The 20,784-nt window shown below is 73.8% G+C and carries 19 protein-coding genes; 9 read left to right on the top strand and 10 right to left on the bottom strand.

Annotation, left to right across the window (positions count from 1 at the left end; translation table 11 throughout):
• Positions 1 to 79: 79 nt before the first annotated feature.
• Complete coding sequence (locus tag V5O46_RS06550) at positions 80 to 505, top strand: pyridoxamine 5'-phosphate oxidase family protein (protein ID WP_332883693.1); 426 nt, start codon at positions 80 to 82, stop codon at positions 503 to 505.
• Positions 506 to 603: 98 nt separating this feature from the next.
• On the top strand, positions 604 to 1,269 hold the full coding sequence (locus tag V5O46_RS06555) for a pyridoxine/pyridoxamine 5'-phosphate oxidase (protein ID WP_332883473.1): 666 nt from the start codon (positions 604 to 606) through the stop codon (positions 1,267 to 1,269).
• 176 nt (positions 1,270 to 1,445) lie between these two features.
• Here the strand turns inward: V5O46_RS06555 and V5O46_RS06560 are convergent, their stop codons facing one another.
• On the bottom strand, positions 1,446 to 1,835 hold the full coding sequence (locus V5O46_RS06560) for a Zn-ribbon domain-containing OB-fold protein (protein ID WP_332883474.1): 390 nt from the start codon (positions 1,833 to 1,835) through the stop codon (positions 1,446 to 1,448).
• 252 nt (positions 1,836 to 2,087) lie between these two features.
• Here V5O46_RS06560 and V5O46_RS06565 point away from each other — a divergent pair, with 252 nt between their 5' ends.
• From V5O46_RS06565 to V5O46_RS06580, 4 genes are all read left to right on the top strand, one after another.
• Entirely contained in the window at positions 2,088 to 3,323 is a 1,236-nt protein-coding gene (locus V5O46_RS06565) for a flavin-containing monooxygenase (protein WP_332883475.1), read from the top strand.
• 172 nt (positions 3,324 to 3,495) lie between these two features.
• The gene (locus V5O46_RS06570) at positions 3,496 to 5,751 is read left to right on the top strand and encodes an acetate--CoA ligase family protein (protein ID WP_332883476.1); all 2,256 of its coding nucleotides are present in this window, start codon (positions 3,496 to 3,498) and stop codon (positions 5,749 to 5,751) included.
• Between the two features lie 16 nt (positions 5,752 to 5,767).
• The gene (locus V5O46_RS06575; protein WP_332883477.1) at positions 5,768 to 6,652 is read left to right on the top strand and encodes an enoyl-CoA hydratase/isomerase family protein; all 885 of its coding nucleotides are present in this window, start codon (positions 5,768 to 5,770) and stop codon (positions 6,650 to 6,652) included.
• A gap of 260 nt (positions 6,653 to 6,912) precedes the next feature.
• Positions 6,913 to 7,566, top strand: a complete 654-nt coding sequence (locus V5O46_RS06580) for a flavin reductase family protein (protein WP_332883694.1) — start codon at positions 6,913 to 6,915, stop codon at positions 7,564 to 7,566.
• Between the two features lie 2 nt (positions 7,567 to 7,568).
• On the opposite strand, the gene V5O46_RS06585 is transcribed toward V5O46_RS06580, so the two are convergent.
• Complete coding sequence (locus V5O46_RS06585) at positions 7,569 to 8,900, bottom strand: MFS transporter (RefSeq protein WP_332883478.1); 1,332 nt, start codon at positions 8,898 to 8,900, stop codon at positions 7,569 to 7,571.
• Between the two features lie 98 nt (positions 8,901 to 8,998).
• Between V5O46_RS06585 and V5O46_RS06590 the strand changes: the two genes are divergently transcribed.
• A complete protein-coding gene (locus V5O46_RS06590; RefSeq protein WP_332883695.1) occupies positions 8,999 to 10,054 on the top strand; it encodes a GlxA family transcriptional regulator in 1,056 nt (351 codons plus the stop codon).
• Between the two features lie 109 nt (positions 10,055 to 10,163).
• On the opposite strand, the gene V5O46_RS06595 is transcribed toward V5O46_RS06590, so the two are convergent.
• Entirely contained in the window at positions 10,164 to 11,213 is a 1,050-nt protein-coding gene (locus V5O46_RS06595) for an alcohol dehydrogenase catalytic domain-containing protein (protein WP_332883479.1), read from the bottom strand.
• Between the two features lie 109 nt (positions 11,214 to 11,322).
• Complete coding sequence (locus V5O46_RS06600; RefSeq protein ID WP_332883480.1) at positions 11,323 to 12,234, bottom strand: SDR family oxidoreductase; 912 nt, start codon at positions 12,232 to 12,234, stop codon at positions 11,323 to 11,325.
• A gap of 85 nt (positions 12,235 to 12,319) precedes the next feature.
• Here V5O46_RS06600 and V5O46_RS06605 point away from each other — a divergent pair, with 85 nt between their 5' ends.
• The gene (locus V5O46_RS06605) at positions 12,320 to 13,246 is read left to right on the top strand and encodes a cyclase family protein (protein ID WP_332883481.1); all 927 of its coding nucleotides are present in this window, start codon (positions 12,320 to 12,322) and stop codon (positions 13,244 to 13,246) included.
• A 460-nt stretch (positions 13,247 to 13,706) separates the two neighbouring features.
• Here V5O46_RS06605 and V5O46_RS06610 read toward each other — a convergent pair whose 3' ends face one another.
• The 4 genes from V5O46_RS06610 to V5O46_RS06625 form a co-directional block, all read right to left on the bottom strand.
• The gene (locus tag V5O46_RS06610; RefSeq protein ID WP_408648934.1) at positions 13,707 to 14,171 is read right to left on the bottom strand and encodes an ATP-binding protein; all 465 of its coding nucleotides are present in this window, start codon (positions 14,169 to 14,171) and stop codon (positions 13,707 to 13,709) included.
• 510 nt (positions 14,172 to 14,681) lie between these two features.
• Positions 14,682 to 15,644 (bottom strand): acyl-CoA dehydrogenase family protein, encoded by a 963-nt coding sequence (locus V5O46_RS06615; protein ID WP_332883483.1) that lies wholly within the window; start codon positions 15,642 to 15,644, stop codon positions 14,682 to 14,684.
• A 7-nt stretch (positions 15,645 to 15,651) separates the two neighbouring features.
• Complete coding sequence (locus V5O46_RS06620; protein WP_332883484.1) at positions 15,652 to 16,785, bottom strand: acyl-CoA dehydrogenase family protein; 1,134 nt, start codon at positions 16,783 to 16,785, stop codon at positions 15,652 to 15,654.
• A gap of 9 nt (positions 16,786 to 16,794) precedes the next feature.
• Positions 16,795 to 18,057 carry an amidohydrolase family protein gene (locus V5O46_RS06625; RefSeq protein WP_332883485.1) on the bottom strand — a complete coding sequence of 421 codons (1,263 nt, stop codon included), beginning with the start codon at positions 18,055 to 18,057 and terminating at the stop codon, positions 16,795 to 16,797.
• A gap of 87 nt (positions 18,058 to 18,144) precedes the next feature.
• Between V5O46_RS06625 and V5O46_RS06630 the strand changes: the two genes are divergently transcribed.
• Complete coding sequence (locus tag V5O46_RS06630) at positions 18,145 to 19,653, top strand: class I adenylate-forming enzyme family protein (protein WP_332883486.1); 1,509 nt, start codon at positions 18,145 to 18,147, stop codon at positions 19,651 to 19,653.
• Positions 19,654 to 19,687: 34 nt separating this feature from the next.
• Here the strand turns inward: V5O46_RS06630 and V5O46_RS06635 are convergent, their stop codons facing one another.
• Positions 19,688 to 20,200 (bottom strand): EF-hand domain-containing protein, encoded by a 513-nt coding sequence (locus V5O46_RS06635; protein WP_332883487.1) that lies wholly within the window; start codon positions 20,198 to 20,200, stop codon positions 19,688 to 19,690.
• Between the two features lie 197 nt (positions 20,201 to 20,397).
• A complete protein-coding gene (locus V5O46_RS06640) occupies positions 20,398 to 20,784 on the bottom strand; it encodes an STAS domain-containing protein (protein ID WP_332883488.1) in 387 nt (128 codons plus the stop codon).

Genomic DNA, 20,784 nt, shown 5'->3' on the forward strand with positions numbered 1-20,784 from the left:
ACAGGGCCAAAGGGGATATCCTCCCGTACCGTGACGCCATGTGAGCGTCCGGTCACACCAGCACCCCGAGGAGAGCGTCATGGCCCTGACCCGCGAAGAGCGTGCACAGTTCCTGGCCGAGCCCCACATCGCCGCGCTGTCGGTCGACGCGGGCCCGGGACGCGCTCCGCTCACCGTGCCGATCTGGTACCAGTACGCGCCCGGCGGTGACGTCTGGATCCTGACGGGGACCACCTCCCGCAAGTACGAGCTGATCCAGGCGGCGGGCCGGTTCTCGCTGATGGTCGACCGGCTCGACCCCACCATCCGGTACGTGTCGGTCGAGGGCCCGGTCGTCGGCACCACCCCCGGCACCGAGGCGCACCTGCGGGAGCTCGCCACCCGCTACCTCCCCGCCGAGAAGGTCGACGGCTACATCGAGTTCGCCAAGGCCAACCACGGCGAGGAGACCGTCGTCCGCATGCGGCCGAAGCGCTGGGTGTCGTCCGACCTGGGGTCGATCTAGTCGGTCCCGGCACCGGCACGGGTGCGCTCGGCGCCCCCGCGGCGGTGCCGTCGGGGGCTGCGCTGCCGCGGAAGGCCGCGGCGTTGAACAATCGGGGTATGGAACCCGATCTTCACGAGCTGCTGAGGTCACTGCGGGTGTGGGACCCGGCGGTCACCGAGCTGCCGCCCCTGGACCCGGACAGCGCCCCCGCCACTCCACTGCCGCTGTTCGCCGAGTGGTTCGCGGCGGCGGTGGCGGCCGGCCAGACCGAGCCGCACACCGTGTCGCTGGCGACCGCGGACGCCGACGGCACGCCGGACGTCCGGATCGTGATGCTGCACGGCGCCGACCGGGACGGCTGGTCCTTCGCCACGCACGCCGACAGCCGCAAGGGCCGGCAGCTCGCCGCCCGCCCGTACGCCGCGCTCGCCTTCTACTGGCCGGTCCTGGGCCGCCAGGTGCGGCTGCGCGGCCCGGTCACCGCCGCCCCGTCCACGGAGGCGCAGGCCGACCTGCACGCCCGCTCGACCGGGGCACTGGCCGCCGCGCTGACCGGGCGCCAGAGCCGGCCGCTGGGTTCGCTCGACGAACTGGCGCAGGCCTCGGCGGAGGCATGGGAGCGGGCGGGCCGGGAGCCGGAGGCGCCGGTGCCGTCCTGGACGCTGTTCCATCTCCAGCCGGACGAGGTCGAGTTCTTCCAGGGCGAGGCCCTGCGGCGGCACATCCGGCTGACGTACCGGCGCACGGAGGAGGGCTGGAGCCGGCACCTGCTGTGGCCGTGACCGGCCCGCCGGCCCGTCACCGGCAAGACGGCGCGACCGGCAAGACGGCGCGACCGGCCTCACCGACGCGACCGGCCTCACCGACGCGACCGGCCTCACCGACGCGACCGGGCTGACCGACGCGGCCAGGCTGACCGGCGGGCGGCCCGGACTCGGAGCGCCGCCGGGTCACCGAGTCATCCACGCCCGGCCCGGAACACCGGCAGCCCTTCCCGGAACGCGACCTCCAGCGCCTGACCCGCCCGCAGCGACTCCCCCTCCCCGCACTCCACCAGCTCGGTCATCATGCGCGGTCCCTCGGCGAGCTCGACGACCGCCGCGACATAGGGGGTGCGGTCCCGGAAGGGCTGCAGGTCGTTGCGGTGCACGACGGACCAGGTGTAGAGGGTGGCCCGGCCGCTCGCCGTCTCCCAGGCGACGTCCTCGCTCCAGCAGTGGGGGCAGAACTCGCGCGGGTAGTGATGCGCGCGCCCGCACGCACCGCACCGCCGGACCAGCAGCCGACCGTCCGCCGCCGCGTCCCAGTACGTCTGCGTGAACGTGTCCGCCCCGCCCAACGCGTTCATGGTCTCTCCCGAGCCGGGAACCAGGTACACCCGAACATGCCTGACGGTACGTCAGGTAATCGCACCCGGCAACCGGCCACCGCCACCACTCCGACCCCACCTGCCGCCACCCGCCTCGACGCCCCTCGACGTCCTCTCCACCCCCCTCGACGTCCTCTCCACGCCCCCTTCGCGCCCCCTTCGTGACCAATCCGCAACCACTTTCGGCCTTGACCGAGACCCATCAAGCAGGTGGGCAATTACGCTCGCCACATGCTTGACCCCACAGCGTCCCCGACCACGTCCGCCGACCCGCCCGTCGACCCGGCGGCACGGAACCGCGCACACCCCGCAGAACGGCCCGTCTACGTCATCGGCGGCGGACCGGGCGGACTCTCCGTCGCCTACGCCCTGCGGACCCGGGGGATACGCGCCGTCGTCCTCGAGCGGTCCGACCGGGTCGGCGCGTCCTGGCGGGGCCACTACGACCGGCTGCACCTGCACACCACCCGCCGGCTGTCGGGCCTGCCCGGCCTGCCGATGCCGCGCCGCTTCGGCCGGTGGCCGGCCCGGGACGACGTGGTGCGGTACCTGGAGAAGTACGCCGAGCACCATGCCCTGGAGATCGTCACCGGCGTGGAGGTCTCCCGCGTCGAGCGCTCGCCCGACGGCACCGGCTGGCTGCTGCACGCCACCGGGGGCCGTGAGCTGACCGGCGCCGCCGTGGTGGTCGCGACCGGCTACAACCGCATCCCCCGCCTGCCCGAGTGGCCCGGCCGCGCCGCCTACACCGGCGAGCTCCTCCACGCCGCGGCCTACCGCAACGCCCGCCCCTACGCCGGCCGCGACGTCCTCGTGGTCGGCGTCGGGAACTCCGGCGCCGAGATCGCCGTCGACCTGGTGGAGGGCGGCGCCTCCCGGGTGCGGCTGGCGGTCCGCACCGCCCCGCACCTGGTGCGCCGCTCGACCCTCTGGTGGGCGGCGCAGCAGTCCGGCGTCCTGGTGCGCCGGCTGCCCACCGGTCTGGTCGACCGGCTCGCCCGCCTGCTGGCCCCCTTGACCGCGCCCGACCTGTCGGCTCATGGACTGCCCCGCCCGGACACCGGCCTGATGAGCCGGGCACGGCAGGGCGCCCTTCCGGTCCAGGACGTCGGCCTGGTCGACGCGGTGCGCCAGGGCCGGGTGGAGGTCGTGGCCGCCGTGGAGAGCCTCGAGGACGGCAAGGTGGCGCTCGCCGACGGCAGCCGCATCGCTCCGGAGGCCGTGATCGCGGCCACCGGCTACGACCGCGGCCTGGAGGGACTGGTCGGCCACCTCGGGGTGCTCGGCCCGGACGGCGGACCGGCCGTCGGCGGCGCCCGCACCCCGAAGGGCGCGCCCGGACTGTACTTCACCGGCTTCACCAACCCCATCAGCGGCATGCTTCGCGAACTGGCCCTGGACGCGGTCCGGATCGCCAGGGCCGTGGCGAAGGAGCACGGGGGCCGGGTCTCCCGGCTGCCGGGCTGACCGCCCGCACCGACGGTCCGAGCAGCCGCGGCAGTCCAGGCCGGCTTCCGCCGGGGAGCCGGTCCGCCCGGCCGCACCACCGTCCCGCGCCGGACCCATTCCTGACAGGGCGTCAGTTCAGTAACCTGACAAGGTGTCAGTTACTGGCTGTCTCCGAGGAGCGGGCGGACCGATGCTTGGATCAACCCACGGCACTCTCACCACCGACTCCCGCCGGACCCGGGTCCTCGCCTGTGGCGAGCGGTCCGGGACCGTGGTGCACGGCCGGCCGGCCGGGGCGGGCGACCTGGACGTCAGCGGGCGAGCCCTGCACGCCGAGGTCCCCGATCTGGACCGCTTCTTCCGCCCCGGGTCGGTCGCGGTGATCGGCGCATCCGACACCGAGGGCCGGCCGAACACCGGTGTCACCCGCCAACTCGCCGACTGGGCCGCGCGGGTCGGGGCCCGGCTGCACCCGGTGCATCCCGGCCGGCCCGCCGTCTTCGGCATTCCCTGCTCTCCCTCCGTCGCCGACCTGCCCGAGCAGGTCGATGTCGCCGTGGTGCTGGTCGCCGACCCCCTTCCGGTGATCGAGGAACTGGCCGAGGCGAAGGCCCGGTTCGCGGTGGTGTTCGCCTCCGGGTTCGCGGAGACCGGCACGGCGGGGGCGGCGGCCCAGCGGCGGCTGGCCGAGGCCGTGGCCCGGTCCGGTATGCGGCTGCTGGGGCCGAACACCAACCTCAACGCCTTCGAGCACTTCCGCGAGGATCTCGACGGGCCCTCGATCGCGCTCATCACGCAGTCCGGGCACCAGGGACGGCCCCTCTTCGCGCTCCAGGAACTCGGCATCCGGGTCTCGCACTGGGCACCCACCGGCAACGAGGCCGACCTGGAGACCGCCGATTTCCTCTCCTACTTCGCCGGGCGACCGGAGGTCGGTGCCGTCGCCGCCTACGTCGAGGGCATCAGGAACGGCCGCTCCTTCCTGCTGGCCGCCGACCGGGCCGCCCGGCGCGGGCTGCCGGTCGTCGCGGTCAAGGTGGGCCGCACCGAGGCCGGGGCCCGCACGGCCGCCACCCACACCGGCAAACTGACCGGAGCGGACGCGGTGGTGGACGCGGCGCTGCGGCAGTACGGGGTGATCCGCGTCGACGGGCTCGACGAACTCCAGGACACCGCCGCCCTGCTGGCCCGCGCCCGGCCCCCGCGGGCCGACGGGGTGGTGGTCTATGCGATTTCGGGCGGCACGGGCGCGCATGTCGCCGACCTCGCGGCCGAGGCGGGGCTGCGGCTGCCGGCGCTGTCCGAGGAGCGGCAGGCGGAGCTGCACCAGTGGATACCCGGGTATCTGAGTGTGGCCAACCCGGTCGACAACGGCGGGCACCCGGTCGGCGACGCACGCGGCCGGAAGATCATCGACGCGATCCTCGCCGACCCGGACGTGGGGGTGCTGATCTGCCCCGTCACCGGCCCGTTCCCACCGCTGAGCGACCGGCTGGTGCGGGATCTGGTGGACGCGGCGGAGGAGACGGACAAGCTGGTGTGCGTGGTGTGGGGCTCGCCGGTCGGTACGGAGCCGGCCTACCGCGAGGTCCTGCTGGGCTCCTCCAGGGTGGCCACCTTCCGCACCGTCGCCAACTGCCTGACGGCCGTCCGCGCCCATCTGGACCACCACCGGTTCGCGACCGGCTACCGCTCCCCCTTCGACGACGCCCCGCGCACGCCGTCCCCCTCCTTCCGGAAGGCGGCGGAGCTGATGCGGCCGGGCGAGCAGCTGAGCGAGCACGCGGCCAAGCAGCTGCTGCGGGCGTACGGGATCCGGGTGCCGCGGGAGCAGTTGGTGACCAGTGCCGCGGCGGCCGTGCGGGCGGCGGGGCTGGTGGGCTACCCGGTGGTGATGAAGGCGTCCGGTGCGCGGATCGCCCACAAGACGGAACTGGGCCTGGTGAAGATCGGGCTCACCTCGGCGAGCCAGGTCCGGGACGCCTACCGGGAGCTGACCGACATCGCCCGCCACGAGGGCGTGGCGCTGGACGGTGTGCTGGTGTGCCAGATGGTCGAGCAGGGCGTGGAGATGGTCGTGGGGGTCACGCACGACGAGCTGTTCGGTCCGACGGTGACCGTGGGGCTCGGCGGGGTACTGGTGGAGGTGCTGCGGGACACAGCCGTGCGGGTGCCGCCCTTCGGCGAGGAGCAGGCCCGGGACATGGTCGCCGAACTGCGCGGGCGGGCACTGCTCGGCGGGGTCCGGGGGCGCCCCCCGGCCGACGTGGACGCGCTCGTCGAGGTCGTCCTGCGGGTGCAGCGCATGGCGCTGGAGCTGGAGGGCGACCTCGCGGAGCTCGACATCAACCCGCTGATGGTGCTGCCGCAGGGGCAGGGGGCCGTGGCGCTGGACGTGCTCGCCGTGTGCAGCCCCGGCGCGCAGCACCCGCCACAGCAGCCGTAGAGAGTGGGCGACCCGCATGACTTCCTCCCCCGAGAACCAGAACCACGCCGTCACCGGCAGACCCGTGGACCGCGCCCGGGACTCCGCAGAGTCACCGGCCGAGCCCGCTGAGTCATTGATACGCCACGCCACTGACAACCACGTCCGCCGCATCACGCTCCACCGTCCGGAAGTCCTCAACGCCATCACTCCTGACCAGCGAGAACATCTGATCCGGCAGCTCGCCGAAGCGTCCGCGGACCCGGCCGTCCGCGCCGTCGTCCTCACCGGTTCCGGCCGGGCGTTCTGCGCCGGGGCGGACCTGCGCGCGGCCGGCGGAACGGGACGCGACGAGCGGATCGCCGGTGACGTCGCCCGCACCCTGCGGGTGGGCGCCCAGCGACTGATCACCGCCGTCCTCGACTGCGAGAAGCCGGTGATCGCCGCCGTCAACGGCACGGCTGCCGGTCTCGGCGCCCATCTCGCCTTCGCCTGCGACCTCGTCCTGGCCGCCCGGTCCGCCACGTTCGTCGAGGTGTTCGTGCGGCGCGGCCTGGTCCCGGACGCGGGTGGCGCGTATCTGCTGCCCCGGCTGATCGGCCCCCAGCGCGCCAAGGAACTGATGTTCTTCGGCGACCCGCTCCCGGCCGCCGAGGCCGAACGCCTCGGCCTGGTCAACCGCGTCGTCCCCGACGGGGCCCTCGGCACCACCGCACTCGCCTGGGCCGAGCGCCTCGCCTCCGGCCCCACCCGCGCCCTCACCCTGACCAAACAGCTCGTCAACGCCTCCCTCGACACCGACCGCACCACCGCCTTCGCCGCCGAGGCCGCCGCCCAGGAGATCAACATGACGACGGCCGACGCCCAGGAGGGCCTCACCGCCTTCGTCCAGCGCCGACGGGCCGGGTTCCGGGGCCGGTGACCGGCCGCTCCACGGCTCCCGGGCATCAGCCCGGGGCCAGGACCCGCAGGTCCGCGGTGTCCGGGTCGCCGAGCCACAGGAAGAGTCCCGGTTCGCCTCCCGACCCACGCCCTCCCCGTCGCCCCGCCGGTCGGGCTCCGCCCCGGCCGGAAACCGAGTCAGCTCCGCAGGGCCCCCGGCCGCGCGTGCGAGCAACCGCACAACCTCCTCCTCCCGGCCCCTACCTACCTGACACACCGTCAGGTTCAATGGACAGCATGATGGGACACGCGGGAATGGCCGCCGCCGCGGTGCGGTATCTGGGGGCCGGCGGGGGCGGTGCCGCCGGGGACGTGGAGGCGCTGCCGCGGCCGGAGTTGCGGTGCGTCGGGGAGGACGAGCGGGCGCCGGTCGGGCAGCAGGTGTTCCGGCGGGTGCTCGGGAACTTCGCGACGGGCGTGACCGTGGTCACCGCGCCGGCTGCCGCCGGCTCGCCGGGACCCGCCGGGTTCGCCTGTCAGTCCTTCGCCTCGCTGTCCCTCGATCCGCCTCTCGTCGTCTTCCTCGTCGGCCGGTCCTCCACCACCTGGCCGCGCATCGCCCGCGCCGGGGTGTTCTGCGTCAACGTCCTGGGTGCCGACCAGGGCGAGTTGTGCCGCGCCTTCGCGGTGAGCGGTGCCGGCTGCGCCGACAAGTTCGCGGGCGTGACCCATGACGCGGCGCCCGTGACCGGTGCGCCGCGGCTGGCCGGTGCGGTCGCCTGGGTGGACTGCGCCGTCCGGGCCGTGCACCCCGGCGGCGACCATCTGATCGTCGTCGGGCGGGTGCTGGCGCTCGGCGCCGACGACGGGGAGGGGGACGGCCCGGGCGGCGGCGTGCGCGGCGGGCCGCTGGTCTTCCACCGGGGGCGGTTCGCGCGGCTGGCGCGCGACTGAGCTCAGGCCGGGGCACTCACCGGGCCCGGCTCCGGGCGGCGACGGATCACCAGCGCCATCAGGGCCGCGGCGGCGCACAGGGCACCGGAGGCGTACCAGACGACGTCGTAGGAGCCGAAGACATCGCGGGCCACGCCGCCGAGGAAGGCGACGACGGCGGCGCCGACCTGGTGGGAGGCGAGGACCCAGCCGAAGACGATCGCGCTGTCCTCGCCGTACTGCTCCCGGCACAGGGCCAGGGTGGGCGGCACGGTGGCGACCCAGTCGAGGCCGTAGAAGACGATGAAGAAGATCATCGGAGGGTGGACCGTGGGGGCCAGGAGGATCGGGAGGAAGAGCAGGGAGATGCCGCGCAGCGCGTAGTAGACGGCCAGCAGGCGGCGCGGTTCGAAGCGGTCGGTGAACCAGCCGGAGGCCACCGTGCCGATCACGTCGAACACCCCGATGACCGCGAGCAGCGATGCCGCGGCCGTGATGGGCATGCCGTGGTCGTGGGCGGCGGGCACGAAGTGCGTCTGGATCAGGCCGTTGGTCGAGGCACCGCAGATCGCGAAGGTCCCGGCCAGCAGCCAGAACGGCCCGGTGCGCACGGCCCGCAGCAGGACGCTCACCGCGCGGCGCGCGGCGCCCGGCACGGGGGCGGGCTTCGGTACGAACTCCTTCGCGCCGTACGGCTTCTGCCCGAGGTCGGCCGGGTGGTCGTGCAGCAGCAGCCACACGAACGGGACGACCGCGAGGGCGGCGAGCGCGACCGTGACGGCCGCCGGGCGCCAGTCGTACCGGGAGACGATCCAGGACAGCAGGGGGAGGAAGATCAGCTGGCCGGAGGCCGAGGCGGCGGTGAGGATGCCGCTGACCAGGCCGCGCCGCTCGGTGAACCAGCGGTTGGTGACCGTGGCCGCGAACGCCAGCGCCATCGAACCGGAGCCGAGGCCGACCAGCAGCCCCCAGCACAGCAGCAGTTGCCAGGCGGAGTCCATCCACACCGTCAGACCGGAGCCGAGGGCGATCACCGTCAGCGCGACCGCGACCACCCTCCGGATGCCGAACCGGTCCATCAACGCCGCCGCGAACGGCGCCGTCAGCCCGTACAGCGCGAGATTGACGGAGACCGCGGCGCTGATCGTGCCCCGCGACCAGTCGAACTCCTGGTTCAACGGGTCGATCAGGAGTCCCGGTACGGAACGGAAGGCGGCGGCGCCGATGATCGTCACGAAGGTGACGGCGGCGACGAACCAGGCGCGGTGCACCCGGACACGGCGTGGCCGCACACGCCGCGGACGGGCGGGTCCGGGCTGCTCCACGGCTGCTGACGGGTCGGTTGTCTGAGTCACGTCATCGAGCCTCCGATGCGCGCTCCGCGCAGACGAGTGGCCCGGCAGACATGGTCCGCTAGGATCGGGCCATGCTTCGGGACACGGACGAGGGCAGCATGGCCACCCCCCAGGACAGCGGGGCCGTACGGGGCTGCCGGCCGCACCGGGTCGTCGTCCTCGCCCTCGACGGGCTGCTCCCCTTCGAGCTGGGCATCCCGCAGCGCATCTTCGGCCGCGCCAGGGACGCGGCGGGCGGCAGCCTGTACGAGGTCGTCACCTGCTCCGTCCGGCCGCCGGGCCCGGTGGAGACGGAAGCCGACTTCGCACTCCTCGTCGAGAACGGCCCCGAGGCCCTCGCCGACGCCGACACGGTCGTGGTGCCCGCCTCCTACGAACTCGGTCCCGTGCACGAGGAGGGTGTACTGACCCCGGAACTGGCCGCCGCGCTCGGCCGTATCCGTCCGGGCACCCGGCTCGTCGGCATCTGCACCGGCGGCTACGTCCTCGCCGCCGCCGGGTATCTCGACGGGCGCCCGGCGACCACGCACTGGGCGTCGGCCGAGCACTTCCAGCGGTTGTTCCCGAGGATCCGGGTCGATGCCGACGTGCTGTTCGTCGACGACGGGGACGTGCTCACCTCCGCCGGGGTGGCCGCCGGGATCGACCTCTGCGTGCACATCGTGCGCCGCGACCACGGCACGGCCGTCGCCAACGACGTCGCCCGCCGCACCGTCGTACCGCCCTACCGTGACGGCGGGCAGGCGCAGTACATCGCGCGGCCGGTGCCCGATCCGCGGCAGGCGTCCACCACCGGCGCCCGCGCCTGGGCGCTCGGCCGGCTCCACGAGCCCCTTCAGCTGCGGGACCTGGCCGAGCAGGAGGCGATGTCGGTGCGCACCTTCACCCGGCGCTTCCGCGAGGAGGTCGGCATCAGTCCCGGCCAGTGGCTCACCCAGCAGCGTGTCGAACGCGCCCGGCATCTGCTGGAGTCCACCGCTCTGTCCGTCGACCGGGTGGCCCGGGACTCCGGCTTCGGCACCGCCCAGTCGATGCGCCAGCACCTGCAGGCGGCGCTAGGGGTCACTCCCACCGCCTACCGCCGCACCTTCCGCACCAGGGGCGGCGACGGCGGTACCGACAACGGCGGCACGGGCCTCGGCGCCGTCCGCTGACGGTGCCGCCCCGCGGGTCCCGTCCCCCGGCCCCGCTCACGAACAGCGCCCTGAAGACCACCGCCCTGAAGACCACCGCCCTGAAGACCACCGCCTAGAAGACCACCGCCTAGAAGACCAGCACCCCGCGGGCCACCCGCCCCGCCGCCGCGTCCGCCGCCGCCTCGGCGAAGTCCTCCACCGGGTAGGTCGCCGTCACCAGCTCGTCCAGCAGAAGGCGGCCCGCGCGGTACAGCTCCGCGTACCGGGCGATGTCGTACTGGGGGCGGGAGGAGCCGTAGCGGCAGCCCAGGATCGCCTTGTCGAGGTACAGGGACGACACGGCGAACGATGCCTCCGCGCGCGCGGGCGGCACGCCGAGCAGCACCGCCTGGCCGTGCCGGTCGAGCGCGTCGACGGCCCGGCGGATCAGCTCGACACGCCCGACGCACTCGAAGGCGTGGTCCGCGCCCGTCGGCAGGATGTCCCGCACCCGGTCCGCCGAGGCCAGGAAGTGGGTGGCGCCGAAGCGGCGGGCCACCGTCTCCTTCTCCGGGTTGGCGTCGACCGCGACGATCGGCAGGGCGCCGGCCAGCCGGGCTCCCTGGACGACGTTGAGGCCGATGCCGCCGGTGCCGAGCACCAGGACGCTGTCGCCGGGCTCCACGCGCGCGCGGTTGAGGACCGCTCCGACGCCGGTCAGCACGCCGCACCCGATCAGCGCCGCCGCCGGGAACGGGATGCCGTCGGGGACGCGGACCGCCTGCACCGCCCGGACCACCGTCCGTTCGGCGAACGCCGAGACGGCGGCGAACTGGTGGACCGGGCCGTCCGCGCGCGTGAAGGGCCGTTCCGGGCGGCCGATCGCCCGGCGGCACATCGTCGGCCGGCCCCGGTCGCATGCGGCACAGGCGCCGCAGTTCGCGAGGGTGGACAGACAGACCGGGTCCCCGGGGGCGACGTGCGTGACGCCCTCCCCGACCGCCTCCACCACTCCCGCACCTTCGTGGCCGAGCACGACGGGTGCCGGGAACGGGATGGTCCCGTCCACCACCGACAGGTCGCTGTGGCAGAGTCCGGCCGCCCGGACCGCCACCCGCACCTCCCCCGGGCCGGGGTCCCGTACCTCCAGGTCGTCCACGACCCGGACCCGCCGCCCGTCGAACAGCACACCGCGCATCGCCGGCTCCCCTCGACTCCTGATGATCCGCCGGACGGCCCCGCGTGTCCGGCCGCGTGGTCCGCAGGGCGGGCCCTACGGGCCGGGCCGCGTGGTCCGCCGGACGGGGCTACGTGTTCGGCCGCTCTCCCCGCCGCGCCGCCCTTTCCATCGCCCGCACCTGTTCGAGCAGCGGCATCGGGTCCACGCCCACCGTGCCCGGCAGCACCTCCGCGATCCGCTCGGGCGTCCACGAGCCGTCGGCGTACGCGGCCCGCAGCTCCCTGGGCTGGGCCCACACCGCGATCTTGGGCCCGGCGCTGGTGTAGACCTGCCCGGTGACGCCCGCCTGCCGCGCCCGGTCGGAGAGCAGATAGACGACCAGTGCGGCCACGTCCTCCGGTTCGCCGATCTCGGTCAGCTCGGTGGGGACGCCGGCCGACATCCGGGTACGGGCGACGGGCGCGACCGCGTTGGCCGTCACCCCGTACTTGTGCAGTCCGAGGGCGGCGCTGCGCACCAGCGAGACGATGCCGCCCTTGGCGGCGCTGTAGTTGGCCTGGGAGACCGAGCCCCGGTGGTTGCCGCTGGTGAAGCCGATCAGGGTGCCGGAGCGCTGCTCCCGCATCACCGCGGAGGCGGCCCGGAACACGGTGAAGGTGCCCTTGAGATGGGTGGCCACGACCGGATCCCACTCCTCCTCGGTCATGTTGAACAGCATGCGCTCCCGCAGGATCCCGGCCACGCACACCACACCGTCGAGCCGCCCGTACGACGTCAGCGCCGCGTCGACGACACGCCTGCCGCCCGCCATGGTGGCGATGTCGTCGGCGACCGCGACCGCGTCCCCGCCGGCCGCCCCGATCTCCTTGACCACCGCCTCGGCGACCTCGCTGGTCGGTGCGGCGCCGTCGACGGTCACCCCGAGGTCGTTGACGACGACGCGCGCGCCCTCGGCCGCCGCCGCGCGCGCGACCGCACGCCCGATGCCGCGCCCGGCGCCGGTGACGGCGACGACCTTGTCTGCCAGGAAGCTCCCCACGCCCGGCCCCTTCCCACAGTTTCTGACGGTCCGTTAGATTCTATGGCGCGAGGGGCCACCGGAGACAACCCCCGGGGAGGGACCCATGCCGTTGCCGGAGGAGTTCCGTGAGATCGCGGGGCGGGTGAACAACTGGGGCCGCTGGGGGGCCGACGACGAGATCGGCACCCTCAATCTGATCACCGACGGCGTGGTCCGCGAGGCCGCCTCCTGTGTGCGCACCGGACGCCGGATCCCGCTGGCGCTCCCGCTGCGCCGGGGCGGAGTGCAGACCGGTCTGATCCCGGGGCGGGTGGATCCGCTGCACGTGATGACACAGATCAACCGGGAGGTGTTCGGGCCGGGCACGGTGGCGTGCAGCGACGACGCGGTGACCATGGGGCTGCAGGCGGCCACCCACTGGGACGCGCTGGCCCATGTGTCGCACTCCGGCCTGCTCTACAACGGCCGCCCGGCCGGCACCGTCACGGCGCACGACGGCGCAGGCTTCGGCGGGATCGGCACGGTCCGGCACCTGGTCTCGCGCGGGGTGCTGCTCGACGTGGCCCGGGTGCGGGGCGTGGACCGGCTGGACGGCGGCCGGGCGGTCACCCCGGAGGACCTGGACGCCGCCGAGGAACTGGCGGGCACGCGCGTGCGTGCCGGTGATGTGGCGCTGGTGCGGACAGGGCAGATACGGGTCCTGCTGGGCGGGGACCGCGAAGGGTACGCCTACCCGTCGCCGGGACTCTCCCTGCGTACCCCGCGGTGGTTCCACGCGCGCGACGTGGCCGCCGTGGCGAGCGACACGCTCGCCTTCGAGGTGTTCCCGCCGGAGGTGGCGGGGCTGTGGCTGCCCGTGCATGCACTGCATCTGGTGGAGATGGGGCTGCTCCAGGGCCAGAACTGGAATCTCGAGGAACTGTCCACAGCCTGTGGAGAAACCGGCCGGTACACGTTCCTGCTGTCGGCGACGCCCGAGCCGTTCACCGGTGCGACGGGCTCCCCCGTGGCGCCCGTGGCCCTGCTGTGAGCCACCGGGCGCCGCGGGACCACGCAGGCGGACCGCAGACCACTGCGGTCGGCCGGCCGGCGGCGCGGCGCTGTCCGCCCCGAGCACGGCACCGCGCGCCGCCACCCGACCCGGCGTTCCCGCCCCGGTCCCCCGTGGCCCTGAGGGAACCGACGCCGAATCACGACCCACACTCGGCGAGGGTTCCCGTCACCGAACCCTCGTCGTCCCCTCACGGCGAATCGCTGACCACAAGGGTGATCAAACGGTCACGACCCGTCAACACCCAGCCGGGGAATCCTCACTCGCACTCAGTTCACGGCGGACGCGCACGGAAGCACACCCCGGCGCACGACCGCACCCCTCTCCCGGAAGAGGGAAGACCCGTGCACCCGTACCCCGGGCCGGCCGAACCACCGGGCCGGTACCACGGCCACCGCCACGCCGAAGGCGCCACGGCCCGCGCCGGATCCCGCACCCGCTAAACCGCCTCGTAGGCCAGCCCCTCGTACACCGCATCCGGGCAGGGCGCCTCGGACCCGGCGGGCTCCGCACGCTCGGCGCAGCGGTCGAGTTCGCACCAGATGCGCTTGCCCGCCCCCTCACGGCTCCAGCCCCAGCGGTCGGCGAGCCCGTCGACGAGGGCGAGCCCCCGGCCGCCGGTCGCCTCGCCACCCACGCACCGGGGCACCGGGACGCGTTCACTGCTGTCGGCGACCTCGAGGCGGACGGCTGCGTCCTCGGCCTCCACGCCGGGCAGCGAGAGCCGCAGGACGGCGGGACGGCCGGTGTGCACGACGGCGTTGGTGACGAGCTCGGAGACGAGCAGGACGAGGGTCTCGGCGAGCGGCTCGTCGACCGCTATCCCGGACCCGGCGAGCCGCGAGCGGGCCCACCTGCGGGCCCGCCCGACCTCCGCGGGGTCGGGCCGGATCTCCAGCTGCACTTGAAGCACCTGCACCGCTCACACCATCCGAACCGGCGGACACAAAGGCTCGCGCCTCATGAGGGCCACGATCGTAGCCATTTTTTTGCATGGCCAGAACAACGGCCGGGACAGGGATCACAGAACGTGAACCCCTTGCAGGACAGCATGGTTGACGTACAGTCACCCCAACAAGCGCTTCGGGCATATTCCAGCGCGAAGGAGTACCCGTGCGGCATACTGTGCGACGCCGGTTGCGGAGACTCGAACCGGCGGCGGCCCACGGCCGCTCCGCCCTGCGAGCGGCGGCACGCACCCCCGGCTCCGGAGCCGCCCCAGGGGCAACACCGGCACGGTTCGCGCTCGGGACCACTCGCATCCCCCACAAGGTACCGGAGCCCGGCGCCGACTCCAGGCCGTGACGGGTCACGCGCAGGACACAACCCGATATCGACGCTCCGTGATTCCGGAATGCCACGATCGGTGACATCGGCGCGGACCCGGCCGCCAACTCCGCAGCCCAGGGGCGGTTCAGCCGCCGTCGACCAGCAGACCGCCCGCGAGCACCTCCTCACTCTGCGTCACTTCACCGCCACGCCGGGTGCGCATCCACGCCCGCTTCAGATGCAGATGCACCTCGGACTCCCAGGTGAACCCCATGCCACCGTGCACCTGCAGGCAGTCCCGGGCGCACCGCACCGCCGCCTCGTCGGCGAGCAGCCGGGCCGCCGCGATGTCCACCGGATCGGCCGTCACGGCGGCGGCGTACACGGCGGCACGGGCGGTCTCGGTGCGCACCAGCATCCCGGCGCACAGATGCGCCACCGCCTGGAACGCCCCGATCGGCCGCCCGAACTGTTCCCGGGTCCGGGCGTGTTGTGCCGCCAGTCCGGTGCTGCGGACGGCGGATCCGAGCTGCTCGGCGGCGGTGAGCAGGACGGCGAGCGGGTCGGGCCGCATCCCCCCTGCGTCTCCCGCGTCTCGTGTCTCTCCGGCGCGTGCTGCGTCTCCCGCGTCTCGCGTGCCTCCTGGCTCTGGCTCTCCCCGCCCGCCCCGCACCCGGTGCAGCGGCGTCAGCGGGTCCACCGACCGCAGGGGTACCGCCCCCGCTGCGTCCCCGCACACCACGTCCGCCGCGTCCAGCCACTCCACCAGGCCGCCGGCGACCGCGGTCACGACCGTCTCGCCGGTCGCCGCACCCGGCACGCTGGCCGCCGCGAGGTGGGTGGCCACCAGCGGACCGGGCAGCAGCGCCCGCCCCGCCTCCTCGAAGACCAGCACCGCCTCCGGCAGCCCCAGTCCCGCCCCGCCCTCCGCCTCCGGCAGCCGCAGCGCGAAGACGCCCACCGCCCCCAGCGCCCGCCACAGCTCCCGGTCGAGCACCGGCGGACCCTCGGCGGCCTTCCGCAGCACGGCCGGGTCGCAGCGTCGGGAGAGCAGCCGCCGTACGGCGTCCCGCAGGGCCCGCTGGTCGTCGGTGAGTCGGAATCGCACGCGCGGGTCACCGTCCCTTCGGCAGGCCGAGGATCCGCTCGGCGACGATGCCGTACTGGATCTGCGAGGTACCGGCGGCGATGGTGTACGACAGGGACGACAGCCGCTCGGAGGTCCACGGCCGGTCCAGGTCGAGGCAGTCGGCGCCGAGGACCTCGGCGGCGGTGTCGTACAGCTCCTGACGCGCGCGCGAGTACGCCAGTTTGAAAACCGAACCTCCGGTGCCGGGTACGCCCCCGCTCGCCTCGGCCGCGCTCACGTTCCACTGCACCAGCCGCCACAGCGCCCGGAACTCGGCGTGCAGTCGGCCCAGGCGGCGGCGCAGCGCCGGGTCGTCCCAGCGGCCGTTGCGCCGGGCCTCGGCGGCGAGTTCGGCCAGGGTCCGGCGGCAGGCCACCACCTCGCCGGCGAAGGCGGTGCCGCGCTCGAAGCCGAGGGTCACCTGGGTCACCCGCCAGCCGTCGTGCTCCGCGCCGACCCGGTTGCCGACCGGGACCGGCACCTCGTCGAGGAACACCTGCGCGAACTCGGCCGAGCCGGCCAGGGTGCGCAGCGGCCGGACGGTGACGCCCGGCGCGTCCATGGGCAGGGCGAGCCAGGTGATGCCGCGGTGCTTCGGGGCGTCCGGGTCGGTGCGCACCAGCAGTTCGCACCAGTCGGCGACCTCGGCGTGGGAGGTCCAGATCTTGGACCCGCTCACCACGTAGTGGCCGCCGTCGCGCCGCGCGCGCGTGCGCAGCGCAGCCAGGTCGGAACCGGCGTCGGGTTCGCTGAAGCCCTGGCACCAGATCTCCTCGCCGCGCAGGATCGGCGGCAGCCAGCGGGCCCGCTGGGCGGCGGTCCCCTCGGCGGCGATCGTCGGCCCGGCGTGCAGCAGTCCGACGAACCCGGCACCCACGTAGGGGGCGCCGGCCCGCTCGGTCTCCTCCAGGAAGATCAGCCGCTTCGCGGGCGGCGCGTCCCAGTGGACGTCGCCGTACCCGGCGTCGTACAGCGTCCGCTGCCAGCCGAGGTCGTAGCGGCGGCGCGCGGGCCAGTCGTGCGCGGGCGGCACGGCGGGCAGCGTCGGCAGCACCTCGGCCAGCCAGGCCCGCAGCCCGGCCCGGAACTCCGCCTCCGCCGGGCTGTCGGAGAGGTCCACGAGCCCTCCTCAGCGGCCCGGGTCCTGATCCGGGTCCTGATCCAGGTCCAGGTCCTGATCCAGGTCCTGATCCAGGTCCAGGTCCAGGTCCAGGTCCAGCATGCGGATGGCGTTCCCGCGCAGCAGCTTGTACACCGTCTCCTCGTCGAGGCCCCGCACGTGGTCGAGGGCGACCTCCTTGGTGTGCGGGAAGGTGGAGTCGACGTGCGGGTAGTCGGTCTCGAAGGTGGCGTTGTCGCGGCCGACGGCGTCGAGCGAGGCGACGCCGTGCCTGTCGCGGAAGAAGCAGCAGAAGATCTGCCGGTAGTAGTACGTCGACGGCGGCTCGGGGACGGTGTCGCGCACCCCGCCCCATGCGCGGTGCTCGGCCCAGACGTCGTCGGCGCGCTCCAGGGCGTACGGGATCCACCCCATCTGGCCCTCGGCGTAGGCGAGCTTGAGCCGGGGGAAGCGGACCAGGACGCCGCTGAAGAGGAAGTCGGTCATCGAGGCCATGGCGTTGTTGAAGGACAGCGTGGCCTGCACGGCGGGCGGGGCGTCCGGGGACGCGGCGGGCATCTGGGAGCTGGAGCCGATGTGCATGGCGACGACCGTGCCGGTCTCCTCGCAGGCCCTGAAGAACGGGTCCCAGTGGCCGGAGTGGATGGACGGCAGCCCGAGATGGGTGGGGATCTCGGAGAAGGTCACCGCCCGCACCCCGCGGGCCGCGTTGCGCCGGATCTCGGCGACCGCCAGGTCCACGTCCCACAGCGGGATCAGGCACAGCGGGATCAGCCGTCCGCCGCTGTCCCCGCACCACTCCTCGACCATCCAGTCGTTGTAGGCGCGCACGCAGGCCAGGGCGACCTCCTTGTCGTGCGCCTCGGCGAACGTCTGCCCGCAGAAGCGCGGGAAGGTGGGGAAGCACAGGGAGGCCTCGACGTGGTTGAGGTCCATGTCCTTCAGCCGCTCCGCCGGATCCCAGCAGCCGGGGCGCATCTGCGCGCGTGTGATGCCTTCCAGGGTCATCTCGTCGCGGGAGAAGCCGACGGCGGCGATGTTGCGCTTGTAGGGGAACTGCAGGTCCTCGTAGATCCACCAGTCGGTGGGCGGGCCGTCGGGGTCCATGGTGATGCGGTACTTGCCGCCCACGTAGGCGAGTTCGCCGATGCCCGCGGTGAGCGGCTTCGGGCCGCGGTCCCGGTACTTCTCCGGCAGCCAGGCCGCGAAGAGGTGCGCGGGCTCGATCACATGGTCGTCGACGCTGATGATGCGGGGCAGTTCCGTCGTCATGGTTCCCCTCCGCCGGACGGGTACATATCTGATGATGCGTCAGTTAGCATCCCACCTGACGATCCGTCAGCCAAGCAGGGGGCACCCGTGAACGAGACCCCGCACCTTCTGAGTTCCTCCCCCACCCTGTGGGACCTGGTCGTCCGGCGCGCCACCCTCACCCCTGACCGCCCGCTGTTCCTCCAGGGCGAGCGCACCCTCACCTTCGGCGGCCTGCGCGAGCGGGCCGAGCGGGTGGCGGCCGGGCTGTACGGCATGGGGGTGCGCCCCGGCACGGTGGTCGCCTGGCAGCTGCCCACCCGCATCGAAACTGCCCTGCTGTCCTTCGCGCTGGCCCGCGTCGGCGCCGTGCAGACACCGCTGATCCCCTTCTGCCGCGACCGCGAGGTGGGCTTCGCGCTGCGCGAGGCCAAGGCGGAGTTCTTCGCCGTGCCGGGCGTGTGGCGCGGCTTCGACCACACTTCGATGGCGCGGCGGCTGGGCGCCGAGGGGGTCTTCGAGGCGTACGGCGAACTGCCCGACGGAGACCCGTCGGCGCTGCCCCCTCCCCCGGCCGACGGCACGGCGGTCCGCTGGATCTACTGGACCTCCGGCACCACCTCCGACCCCAAGGGCGTGCTGCACACCGACCGCTCACTGATCGCAGGCGGCTCCTGTCTGGCGCACGCGCTGCGGCCGACGGCCGACGACATCGGCTCCATCGCCTTCCCGTACGCCCATATCGGCGGCCCGGACTACACGGTGATGCTGATGCTGTACGGGTTCCCGGCGGTGCTGTTCGAGCAGTTCGCCATGCCGGAGGCCCTGGGGGAGTACACCGCGCGCGGGGTGACGATCGCGGGCGGTTCGACGGCGTTCTACTCGATGTTCCTGGCCGAGCAGCGGGCGCGGCCCGGGGAGCCGGTGGTGCCCACGCTGCGGCTGCTGGCGGGCGGCGGCGCCCCGAAGCCGCCGGAGCTGTACCACGAGGTCGTCCGTGAGATGGGGGTGCAGCTCACCCACGGGTACGGCATGACCGAGGTGCCGATGATCACGATGGGGTCCCCGGACGACGGTGCGGAGCTGCTGGCGACGACGGAGGGCCGGCCGCCGGAGGGGATGGAGATCCGGATCGTGGACGGGGAGGTGCGGCTGCGCGGGCCGGCGGTGTGCCGGGGCTATCTGGACCGGGAGCAGACCGCGGCGGCCTTCGACGCGGACGGCTTCCTGCGCACCGGGGACCTCGGACACCTCACGGACACCGGGCACCTGGTGCTCACCGGGCGGCTCAAGGACGTGATCATCCGCAAGGGGGAGAACATCTCGGCGCGGGAGATAGAGGAGCTGCTGCAGCGGCATCCGGGCGTCGCGGAGGCCGCGGTCGTGGGACTGCCGGACGCGGAGCGCGGGGAGCTGGTGTGCGCCGTGGTCGAGCAGCCGACGGGCGCGGCGGCGCTGACGCTCGACGCGGTGACCGCGCACCTGCGCGCGGAAGGGCTGTCGGTGCACAAGCTGCCGGAGCGGCTGGAGGTGGTCGACGCCCTTCCGCGCGGGCAGTCCCTGCGGAAGGTGCTCAAGTACAAGCTGCGCGAACGCTACTCGGGCACGGAGCGGTAGCGCGGGCCGGGGACGGCCGTACTGCTCCGCCGTACTACTCGGGGACCGTGAAGTAGCGGGCGAAGGCCGGGACGACCTCGTCCTCGCGGACCTTGCCGTCGCCGTCGGCGTCGAGCGCGGCGGCGGCGGTCCGGGCGCTGTCCTCGGGCACGCCGAAGACGGTGAGCACGCGCGCGGTGTCCGCGACGGTGACCGACCCGTCACCGTCGGCGTCGGCGACCGCGAGCGCCGCGTGCAGGAAGGGACGGGCGATCTCGGCGAACCGGTCGGGGTTGTCGCGCAGCCGCTTGACGGCCCCGGTGACGAACTCCTCGCGTGTGATCCGCTGGTCGCCGTCCCGGTCGGCGATCCCGGCCATGCCCTGCCAGAACGCCTCCGCCCCGATGTACAGGGCCTGGCCCCGGTCGGAGCGGGCGGTGATGCCGAACTCGGCGAGCAGCGCCTTGGCCGCTCCGCTGAAGTCCTGGCGGTCGATGTAGCCGTTGCCGTCCTGGTCGAAGGTGGCGAACCGGGCGGCGATCCGGCGCTCGTACTCGCTGCTGACCATGTCTCCTGAGGCCCGCCTTTGCGTCACGTCGGGGTGGGGTACGTCTCGCACGGAGCGTACGACGTCTTTGGCCGCCTCGGAGCCGGAAACCGGCGCCTGTGCCAAGACCGGGGGAATTCCGGGACAACAATGTGGCACAAGCCGGGATCGTCCCGGCCCGGCCAGGACCGGGGCCGCGCCTGCGCCGAGGACCGCCCTCAGGCGGACAGCGGGCGCGGCTCGTCGCCGTCGCCGGTGGCGGAGGCCAGGTCGGGGTGGACGTCGAACAGCCGGCGGACGCCGAGGGCACCGAGGACCCGGTTGACGTGGGAGCCGTCGGCGGCGCCCCGGGCCGGAAGGATCAGGCGCAGCCGGCCCTGGCAGGAACGGATGAGGCGGCGGGAGGCGATCAGGACGCCGACACCGCTGGAGTCGCAGAAGAGCACTTCGGACAGGTCCAGGACAAGTGCGTGGCGCCCCTCGGCCACCACGTCGTGCACCCGCTGCCGCAGCACCGGCGACGTCACCAGGTCGAGCTCGCCCGACACCTGGAGCACGGCCCACCCGCCCTGCTCTGCTCCGGTCACATTGAACGCCACCACCAT

The sequence above is a fragment of the Streptomyces poriticola genome, from assembly GCF_036689765.1.
Classification (GTDB): domain Bacteria; phylum Actinomycetota; class Actinomycetes; order Streptomycetales; family Streptomycetaceae; genus Streptomyces; species Streptomyces poriticola.